Annotated in this window: 7 protein-coding genes and 1 pseudogene; 3 read left to right on the top strand and 5 right to left on the bottom strand. The window is 51.3% G+C overall.

Going from position 1 to position 9,635, the window contains the following annotated elements; genetic code table 11:
• Window positions 1-494: 494 nt before the first annotated feature.
• Window positions 495-1,112 (top strand): GAP family protein, encoded by a 618-nt coding sequence (locus tag BG842_RS00040; protein ID WP_069449179.1) that lies wholly within the window; start codon window positions 495-497, stop codon window positions 1,110-1,112.
• 327 nt (window positions 1,113-1,439) lie between these two features.
• Here the strand turns inward: BG842_RS00040 and BG842_RS00035 are convergent, their stop codons facing one another.
• From BG842_RS00035 to BG842_RS00025, 3 genes are all read right to left on the bottom strand, one after another.
• The gene (locus tag BG842_RS00035; RefSeq protein ID WP_069449178.1) at window positions 1,440-1,694 is read right to left on the bottom strand and encodes a HalOD1 output domain-containing protein; all 255 of its coding nucleotides are present in this window, start codon (window positions 1,692-1,694) and stop codon (window positions 1,440-1,442) included.
• Between the two features lie 133 nt (window positions 1,695-1,827).
• Window positions 1,828-2,481 carry a helix-turn-helix domain-containing protein gene (locus BG842_RS00030; RefSeq protein WP_069449177.1) on the bottom strand — a complete coding sequence of 218 codons (654 nt, stop codon included), beginning with the start codon at window positions 2,479-2,481 and terminating at the stop codon, window positions 1,828-1,830.
• A gap of 170 nt (window positions 2,482-2,651) precedes the next feature.
• Window positions 2,652-3,242: a hypothetical protein gene (locus BG842_RS00025; protein WP_254662786.1), complete on the bottom strand. Its 591-nt coding sequence runs from the start codon at window positions 3,240-3,242 to the stop codon at window positions 2,652-2,654.
• 372 nt (window positions 3,243-3,614) lie between these two features.
• Between BG842_RS00025 and BG842_RS00020 the strand changes: the two genes are divergently transcribed.
• Window positions 3,615-4,775, top strand: a complete 1,161-nt coding sequence (locus tag BG842_RS00020) for a site-2 protease family protein (RefSeq protein WP_069449175.1) — start codon at window positions 3,615-3,617, stop codon at window positions 4,773-4,775.
• A gap of 1,156 nt (window positions 4,776-5,931) precedes the next feature.
• Here BG842_RS00020 and BG842_RS28525 read toward each other — a convergent pair.
• A complete protein-coding gene (locus tag BG842_RS28525) occupies window positions 5,932-6,543 on the bottom strand; it encodes a hypothetical protein (RefSeq protein ID WP_139135961.1) in 612 nt (203 codons plus the stop codon).
• A 1,833-nt stretch (window positions 6,544-8,376) separates the two neighbouring features.
• Window positions 8,377-8,712, bottom strand: coding sequence for a hypothetical protein (locus tag BG842_RS00010; protein ID WP_069449173.1), 336 nt, complete (start codon window positions 8,710-8,712; stop codon window positions 8,377-8,379).
• A 364-nt stretch (window positions 8,713-9,076) separates the two neighbouring features.
• Here BG842_RS00010 and BG842_RS00005 point away from each other — a divergent pair.
• A pseudogene (locus tag BG842_RS00005) lies at window positions 9,077-9,635 on the top strand (hypothetical protein); the annotation flags it as partial.

Raw genomic sequence — 9,635 nt, 5'->3', positions numbered from 1 at the left:
TCGTTGATTTGCTGGTGAAACAACGTGGCGAGCTCAATCGATCGGGGTGATTCCCTGTAATGGGGATCGGCGCAGTTTTTCCGATTCTCCCATTCAAGCACGGCTCAAACACGAGGTGGCATTTGTGAACTGTTACTATAATCAGACGTAAGTATTGCCTACCACGTGCTCTCGCCGCCAAGGGTATTTCTTTCGTGCGACTCCAGGACAATGGTACATCCCTTTGTTGGTTTGTCAAAACACAAGGTAATGACTGTATTTTCTCGATAATTATAGGTTGGAGGGACACAGAAGAGCAAGGTTTTTATGAACAATCTATCGCTTTTTTGTACTACTCAGTTGACCACCACTGTGACGGTATGAGGAGTAGTGAGAAAGCGTCCAATTATCGTCGTGTATGCCGTAGAGATACGGAGACTGCGAAATGACCACCACAATTCGATCCGTGATGAGCTGCCATTCACAAAATTTGGGGAGTAGATAGAGAGATCACTATGAGCTTTCTCGATGTTCTTCCACTGGCGTTTGTGATGGTTGCGGGGCCACAGATTCTCAGCGCCATCTTCCTCGCGACGAGTGAAAACTGGCGACAGAACTCCGCCGCATACGTCCTCGGCGCTGCAATCTCGATCTCCCTGGTCGTGACTCTCGTCTACTTCGCTGGTGAGGGTGCACTTGGACAAGGCACAACAAACGATACACTCTATGTTATCATCCTCGTCCTGCTCTTGGTGGCAATGGTAAACGTCTTCCGGACGAGAGAGGAGACGGAACCGCCCAAATGGATGGGGAAGCTCACATCGGCAAACCCACGGTTCTCGTTCAGGCTTGGATTCCTCCTGATGGGACTTTTCCCGAGTGATCTCCTCACGTCCGCCGCCGTTGGTTCATATCTCGCGGCGCAAGGGGCACCCTGGAGAGATGCCCTCCCGTTTATCGGAGTTACGCTCTTGATTCTAGCGCTCCCATTACTGATCTTGCTCGCGTTCGGCGAACGGGCGGAGGCATTCCTGCCGAAAGCGCGTGACTGGATGGAAACGAACTCCTGGATCATCAACGAGATCGTCCTCCTGCTTTTCATCGCTATCACGATCAGCAACCTCACGGGGTGATCGAAGAAAGCCACCCTGACGGTCACGATTTTGGACGCTCACGTTGAATGACGAGCCGTTTGAGAACCGAGAGTATACCGACGAGCACTATTCTGGCGGTCTATCCAATACTGTAATCCCGACACCTACTGGCCACCGTCGATGGCTTCGCCACCCTTCGTCGCATCATCACGGCTGTCGTCCGTCTCTTGAACCGTCGTTGGGGCGATCTCAAGATGGGACGCTTATTCCTCACCTCAAAGTTTTGCGATAGCGACTTGAAGGAACTGGACGATAATGACCACCATCAGGGAAAACACCTACCTCGTGCAACCTCGCGTTTCAAGATTACTCAATCCTGAACTCATCATCTGAATCCACGATAATTCGGTAGCCAGCATACTCGAACTGGATCGTGATTGGAGATTGCGACACCGACCGCTCGGTAGTCAGGAGGGTATCTAACGCATCGGGATCGACGGCCTCATACAACGGTGGCTGTAGTTGCAGTGCAGGAACTCCTTCTCGGTTTGCGACTGCCTCGACAATCGCCAAAGAATTCACCGTTTTAGTCGATGGTTCGAATTGATCCCCCGAAGTCATTGTAGCATATTAACGAGTCAGGCCGATTTGACACTGTCTCTTACCTATGTAGGGGTCTTATCACGGTGTCAGGAGGGGTCTCTGAAATCATGGTCGTGACACCGAATCGAATAGAAGGGTGGTGAGTAGTACCTCATTTGGGTTCGTCCATGAGTGTGGATGCGACGAGGTTTTGAAACCCCCGTCTGAGTCGTCCACCAAACGATTGACGAGAGATTCCCAGTTCTGTTGCCAGTGTCTCGAGCGTCGTCTCATGTGGTTCATTAAAGTACCCGCGTTCGTATGCAAGCCGAAGCGCCTCATGCTGAGAGGCAGTGAGGCCATATTGCTGTTGTTCTCGTTTCAACTCGGTGTTCGTCAGTCGCAGTATCGTCAGCGGGACACCTTCCGAATGGAGCCAGTGCTGAAACTCCGCCAGCGGGGCATTGCTTGGTGCCCGGAGCTCGAACTGCCATTCCTCGGCTGTTCCGGTTGCAGACAGAAGCGTCATGTCCGATTCAGCAATCGCGACGATCGCATCTCGGAACGCCCGTCGCCACACGATACGAAAGAGCGTTCCCTGTGCTTCGTATTCGTCGAGCACTGCTATGTGTTCGACGGCGCCGTGTGCACGGGTAACTTGTATGACGTCGTCTGGGTCAGCTCCTCGGACCCAAACAAATGGGACGACAGTATCAACTGTTGGTACTACTCGCTCTAGTTCAACTTGTACGTCTGGGAGTGAACTGAATGCTTGCCCGATGACAAAACCATCTGCAGGAATCTTGAGTTCAGCATACACCACCATACTACGTTCTATGGGGGAGAGCTCGAAAAAGGAATCTTAATATATTCTGTCAACACAGGGGCCGACTATACGAATAATACATAGGATGTCCAGCCCAACCAGTCTAGCGACGAAACATGAATACGATATCCACAGAAGACCGGCAGGAAATTCTCTCCCAACTCTAGTTGTTACTGATCTGTAGATTCCATTCGCATCCGAAGTTGGTCCGCGAGATCAGTCAGGTATGCTGTGCCAAGAATCGCAACGAGCAATCCACCGACTGAATTGTAGATTAGGTCGAGAATCGTATCGTCCAGTCCATACTGGGTGAGAACCTTCCCGCCGCCGATGAGGGTCGACACAACGCCGATATAGAACTCAATGAGCTCCCAGATGACGCCGAAAGCCATTACGAACAACAACATATAGACGAACATGAACTTCGGTGGCATCTCAACGTACTTCGTGTGCTCCTCGAGTGCCCGTGTCACGGCGTATGCCACCCCGGCGACCAGCGACGACGAGAGTGCGTGAGTCATATGATCCCACCACCACGTCGACTGGTATGGGCTCAGGAACCCCAGTGCAGGCAACGATAACGTCCCGAACGCGTGCAGGAACATCGCGATCGTGATCCAGAGCACGAGACCAACGCTCATCGTGATACTGTAATTGCGTTCCAACAGTGCTGGGAGGAACGTGACGAGCAGGCCGACACCAGCGTTGACGGCGATTCCGCTGTTTCCCCGCAATAGGCCGATGACCAGGATGCCAACCATTGCCAACTGAAGGAATCGTACTAGTGGCACTGTCTAGATAAGGAAAACCAAGCGGCAGCGGTACGGGTGGCGAAGTGTTACCCACCGATCATAGGTGACTGATTCTTGATATCGAGATTGGCTGCACTGTGAGAGGACGGAATTCGGCTGCTTCACCGAACACCTAGTCATGATGAGACAAAGTGGTTCGTTCGCCACTCCCGTTAAAGACGCTGAAATGCCACTCTACAACAGAATCCCTTAACTAGACAGTGCCGTGGCCGAGTACAGTGTTGCCGTCGTCGAATGAAATTGCTGGGGCGATACCGATCGAACCACCAACGTTCGATATCCGGGGGATTACCTGATAGGGCTTGAGCCCGTAGTCGCCATATGGCGAGTCTCCGTCTCGGTTCGCTGTTCGGCATCCCGATTAGACTGGGCATTTCGTTCTTGTTGATCCTCCCACTGCTAGCCTACCTCATCGGTTCGCAGGTTGGCCTCACAGTGGACTTGATCAACGGGATCTTCGGGACCCCACTCGATCCTGAACCGCTTACCGCGGGGTTGCTCCCTTGGCTCTTGGGAGTGGGTGCTGCACTCGGCCTCTTTGCCAGCGTTCTCTTGCACGAACTGGGTCACTCACTCGTAGCACGCCGGTACGGCCTTGAGACTGAATCGATCACGCTGTGGTTCTTGGGCGGTCTAGCGCAGTTTACGGAGTTGCCTGACGACTGGCGCCAGGAGTTCTCGATCGCCATCGCCGGCCCGATCGTTAGCGTCGCACTCGGGGTCCTGTTCTACGGGTCGTTCGAACTGCTCGCTGGCAGGCTCCCCGCAGTTCGGTTCGTGATCGGCTACTTAGCGGTGCTCAACGTGGTGCTAGCGGTGTTCAATATGCTTCCGGGATTCCCAATGGATGGTGGGCGAGTCCTCCGTGCGGTGCTCTCGCGTAACCGGTCGCGCCTGCAGGCAACCCGCATCGCCGCTGCCGTCGGGAAGGGGTTCGCGTTCCTGCTCGGAATCGCTGGGGTCTTTACGTTTAACCTGTTCTGGATTCTTATCGCCTTCTTCATCTATATCGCCGCGACGAGCGAGACCAGCCAGGAGGTTATGCAGGCGGCCTTCGAGGGACTAACCGTCAGGGAGATAATGACGCCGGTGGCCGAACTCGATACGGTGGCACCCGAGACGTCGATCAATACCTTGCTTGACCGGATGGTCCGCGAACGTCACACCGGGTATCCGGTCGTTGACGGCGATGACCTCGTCGGCATCGTCACGCTCGAAGACGTCCAAGAACGGGCATCCGACCGCCGAGATGATTCGACAGTCAATAACATCATGTCGACAGATCTGGTGACGGTCCGCCCCGGCGGCGAGGCGACGAATGCGCTCACGACCCTCCAGCAGGAGGGTATCGGTCGGCTTCTCGTAACCGAAGGTGACGGCTCGCTTGCCGGTCTAATCTCGCGGACAGACCTGATGACGGTCCTCGAAATCACCCAGACCAGTCAATCGACAGTCGCCACCTCACGGACGCTCGAACGCTGAGTTTGATTCATCGGGAGGGAGTTTCAACCGAAGGGCGAGGATCGACTTGGTTGGTGAATACGTAATTCAAAGCATCGGAGATACTCACAATCCCTGCTCGAATCTCCAATCGTTCTCGAAAACGGATCGGTAGCGAGTGGTCCTCGTCGATATCCGAACGATCCGGCGTGCCGTTCGTACGAACGGCGATACCGAGTCACAAACTTGTAGGACGGGTGTAGTGACAAAACTGTACATCAGATTGTTGATGGACGCTCACGTTGGGTGACGAGCTGTTTGAGCACCGAGAGTATACCGACGAGCACTATTCTGGCTGTATATGCAAGAATGTATCCCTATACGTATTGGCCACCGTCGGTGGCTTCACCACCCTTCGTCGCATCATCACGGCTGTCGTCCGTCTCTTGAACCGTCGTTGGGGCGATCTTGAGATCAGTGATTGATTCCTCTCGTAATCTGTCCCGTAAGTCCCAGTCTCGGCTCATCTTGTTTGGTTGACTTGTTCCGCGAACATGAATCCCACCGGTAACTCCCGAAATTGGCTCCTACTATATAAGCGGTAAGTAGCCTTCTCCAGGCACCCTTAAGTCGATCATTGTGCATTTCGTGGTACATATTTAGCGTGCCAGCTGACGGTGATTTCGCTGATCGAATTCGGTTGTTCCGAACGATCAGGGGAAGTAGTCTGTTTCCTGGGATTTCGGCGCGTTTCAAGATGCGTGATTGATTTGATAACCGAAGTAGAACGTGCGACAGCGGTAAGGCCGATTTTCCAAAATCGGTGATTTTGGGTAGTTTACTTCCTGTGGGCAGTATAAGCGGCAGTGGATGCTTCCGCTCTCATAGTATCCCCTCAAGCAATGGTGTTCTCAAATATTGTAATTTTGGAATGAATATTGGAATAGCCCCCAACCGATACTAAAAGTGAAAAGTAGAATCCCAATTGGAAGGAAAACAATAGTAATCGGTATACTGCATGTGTTTATATTATCACTCGTGTATTTGATTTCAAATGGTGAGATATTGGTTATCTTGAAATCATCATTGGTTGTTCCAGGGGCATCTACTGCCGTGCAGGTCACTTGATAGGAAAAAATACCGAGTATTACCAAGAGGATACTAATTCCTGCAACAATTCGTGGAGAGAATATACTCATCATTGCGTTTGCTCTGTACTTACGTCATCAACTCGGAGCGTGAATCCCCACGTGAACGTCTCATCATACCCGTTTTCGTCGCTGATGTTGTACGGGTCCTCAAATCTATACTCCCCGGTCGGGATACAACCGCGAACAGTGGGATCATCAACGACAATCAGTTCTTCACTTGATGATTCGCCCGGTTCGAGGGTTTCTGTCCCGGAGTACTCATTTGACCAACGTAGCTCCCCCTGTGATTTGCCGTCCGACCCAATGCAGTCAGGAGCATAATCAGCTGGTGGGCTATCTGGAGCACGGAGGGAATACAGGAGGATACCCGAATCGCCTGCCCGTGAGCTTGCACCTTTGTAGTAGGCTGGCTCGAACTCCCTCGTCGCTTCACCTGTGTTTTTCGCTGTCGTTTTCAGATGAGCAGTTTGTGTTTTGGTGAGTTCCGCCTGAACGATGTCGAGAGTTAAGTCAACCGGATACCGGTCTGGAACCGAATCGGTCTGTTGGACGGAAACCCGTTTTGGGAATGGTGAGTTACCTGATGATGCGTTTCCAAGACAGCCAGTAGAGACCGAGAGGAGAGAGAAGAGGCTGAGTAGTGTGGTTCGGCGTTTCATGTACGAGAATACATCTATTAGACAATAAGCTTCGTGTACAGTGAAATATCTCTTTTACACTTCTCTATAAATCCCCAAATGGAAACGAAAATCGCCCCGATATTTCTCCCCCTGTATGCACAGTTTCTAGTACGTAGTATTCCGATGCCAGTCAATACAAGTGTCTCCATCAGGTTCGTTTCGGAAGAAGGAACTCCTCAGTACTTCTACGAAGTCAAGCTTTCCGGTCTATTGGGTAATAAAGTAGATACTTCTGTCGTCGGGCATTTTGTTGACGGTGAATGTGAATCACTCGTCACGAGCAAACTGGGACCAGTAAGGTATACGACTGACACTAATTGTTCGGACAAGAAATAATCTTAACGTAGTATGTAATTTGGCTACGGTGGACAGGAGACGGGGTCGCTGGAGTGACTCTTTTTGTTCTTTCGTGGGTCGATATACTCTGTCCCCTTTGCTCGAAGCACGGTCTCATCGCTCACAAAGTAGCTCGCAAAGTACATCCCCGGATCGTAGTGTGGACTATCTGTCGGGGAATGGTACGTGTAGGTCGGCTCAATCGCGGTGAAGTGGACCAGCCATCCCTCGTCAGCGAGGGTAACCCTTGCGTCCTCCTTATTAGTTGAAACGCGAACAGCCTTGATATTGTCAGTATCCGCAGGTAAGGTTTCCCGAGCGGCATATGCTTCCTCGAACCGCGTGGTGAATCGAGCAACATTTTCTTTCGTAAGTGAGTCTGGTTTCTTTGGGCAGGGCGGCAGATCTATCTGCGAGGTAGTGGTGCTCGATCGCGTTAAGGACGTCGTTGAGGAGTTTAACGAATGGTTGGAGGGCGAAGCTTGGTTGAGACAACCGGCAAGTGACATAGAAAGTCCCCCAATAGCGATAAGTACGTTTCGACGTTGCATATGCCGTCTATGGTCTCACTATCTAAGTACTTTCTATAAGGTCAAAGAGATGCTTGACATTACGAGAATTACCCGAACACACGTCCAGAGCAGGTTCGCTATGAGATATGGTGGTCTCAATACCGACGTGATCAGACCAATTCGACGGAAACGAAGACCCTCAAGTTAGTATAATCTGCTAACCATTAATAGCGCATTTTGAGATCCTTCAAACACCTAAGTGGCAGAGAAAGCTTATTATCTCGAATTAGAATCATGTATCTATGGCAGAAACTAGTCTGTACACGCCCATCTTTGGTCGGAATTACCGCATGTCGATTAGTTTCTTGGTTGTTGGACTAGCTATCACAATTTTGTTTACGGTGCTTACTTACACGCCTGCTGGCCAGTGGCTTTCGAGTACCCATTACTCCCAGCTACTCGTCATCGTCACGTTTGGTGCTGCGGCAGTGAACGCTTATCTTAACAGTGGATTCCTTCTAAGTTGGTTTCTTGCTGCATCAGGGTTACTTCCATTCGCGTTTTCGTTCGCACTCACAGACGCTCCGCTCGGTCGAGAGCCAACGATAATCAGTGCGATTAACACTCTTCTTCTTTCTGTCGGGCTATACACCGTTGTCGTCGGAACAACAGCCTTCATCCTTGGAGTCGGTGTACGGTATGTGCATGACCGTCTCGTGAAGCCGAAGGAACCACTCCAATCAGTAGAATAGTACCTCCACTAATTACTGAGAGTATCAAAGTCACAACGTGGATGCTACTATTGGCTTTAGTAGGTAGTGGCAGTATCTCGGCTAGCACCCATTCAAAGTCTAAGCGGCAGTGGACGACCCACGAGACTCTTGAATCGATCTGTGCGCTGTCCGTGGTGCTAACTTAGCAGAACGAGTAAGAGGAAAACACAACGAGAAACCCAAGCAGTCTCTCAGCTGACAACGATAATTGCAGCGAAGCTCCAGAGGACAATTCCGAGGAGGTAGAAAGTGAGGATCGCTCGATTGTTCGTGGGGAGTGAGGATCCAGTGTACTGCGGTGATTGTGCGGCATCCATTTCTATATAGTCGTTTCCTTCACCACCACCTTCCATCGCCATGGTTGGACCGCTTCCAGTCCGTGCGTGGAGAAGGGAGAATACAAACAGGGATACAATTAACATCAGGACGATGGCGCGGCCATAGACATACGCGAGCGGGACGACCGTTACACCCGCTGCAATGACGGTGTATGCGAGGAGAGCAGAGGTGAGCGCATTTCGTTCCATAACCCAATGCAGTGAGTTGTAGGCATAAGTTTTGTGAAGGGATCTCCTCTCTTAGAAATAGTCTCTTTGTTGCCTATCTGATTTCATCAGTAATGCACGAATATCTATATTCTCAGCTGCTATTCTTCACTTGATAGCTGGTGTGTCCACGTCTGCTTAGTGCAACATGAGGCAGTGAAACAATTGGGTCCCCACCAATCTACTCTTCATATGCAAATGGACCAAATTTACTGTCCCCTGAATCTCTAACCGGCAGTCGATTCGGCCAGATTGCCGCCCTCGCGAAAGTACGAAACCAGACTTCCTAAGAGGATAGTAATGTTCAGCAGTCGTCTTTTTCACGGTAGATGACATATATGCCATCATGGGCGACGCAGATAAGGACGAATCAATGGTCGGGCGGATGGATGAGTCCCGAATTCGATTTTGGTTTCTCCTCAATGGGGATCGGTGGGTGATTACTGGCATGCTCACGCTCGGTTTGTTCGTAATTCTCGTTGTTGCTGGGACAGTCGGCCCCTCATCGTTTCGCTCGGTCATGAGCAACACAAATCAAGTTGGTATCGCATTCCAGGCATTCATTGCGTCGCTTATCACCGGTGTGACGCTCGTCGTCACCATCGGTCAGCTAGTCCTCTCACAGGAACTCGGGTCGCTAAAAAATCAACGGGAACGAATGAAGGCCACCGTAGAGTTTCGCCAAGATGTCGATAGTTTGATCGGGGCCATCGGGCTGCCCGATCCCGCGGCATTTCTCCGCCAACTTATTCTGACAAGCAAAGATCGTGCCGAGGTGCTCGAAGACGTTCTTGCAGAGAACAGCGATGACGAATTACGCGACCAGGTCGATCAATTTGTTGTCGCTCTCATCGAAAACGCTAACGAGGTCGAAGAGCAGCTAGACGACGCCGAGTTCGGTGAAT

This window comes from Haladaptatus sp. W1, from assembly GCF_001723155.1.
Taxonomy (GTDB): Archaea; Halobacteriota; Halobacteria; order Halobacteriales; family Haladaptataceae; genus Haladaptatus; species Haladaptatus paucihalophilus.
This window is presented reverse-complemented; position numbering and strand designations above follow the sequence as displayed.

Coding starts and splice junctions, on each gene's coding strand:
- BG842_RS00040 (WP_069449179.1), top strand. CDS start 495: ATGAGCTTTCTCGATGTTCTTCCACTGGCGTTTGTGATGGTTGCGGGG.
- BG842_RS00025 (WP_254662786.1), bottom strand. CDS start 3,242: ATGGTTGGCATCCTGGTCATCGGCCTATTGCGGGGAAACAGCGGAATC.
- BG842_RS00035 (WP_069449178.1), bottom strand. CDS start 1,694: ATGACTTCGGGGGATCAATTCGAACCATCGACTAAAACGGTGAATTCT.
- BG842_RS00020 (WP_069449175.1), top strand. CDS start 3,615: ATGGCGAGTCTCCGTCTCGGTTCGCTGTTCGGCATCCCGATTAGACTG.
- BG842_RS28525 (WP_139135961.1), bottom strand. CDS start 6,543: ATGAAACGCCGAACCACACTACTCAGCCTCTTCTCTCTCCTCTCGGTC.
- BG842_RS00030 (WP_069449177.1), bottom strand. CDS start 2,481: ATGGTGGTGTATGCTGAACTCAAGATTCCTGCAGATGGTTTTGTCATC.
- BG842_RS00010 (WP_069449173.1), bottom strand. CDS start 8,712: ATGGAACGAAATGCGCTCACCTCTGCTCTCCTCGCATACACCGTCATT.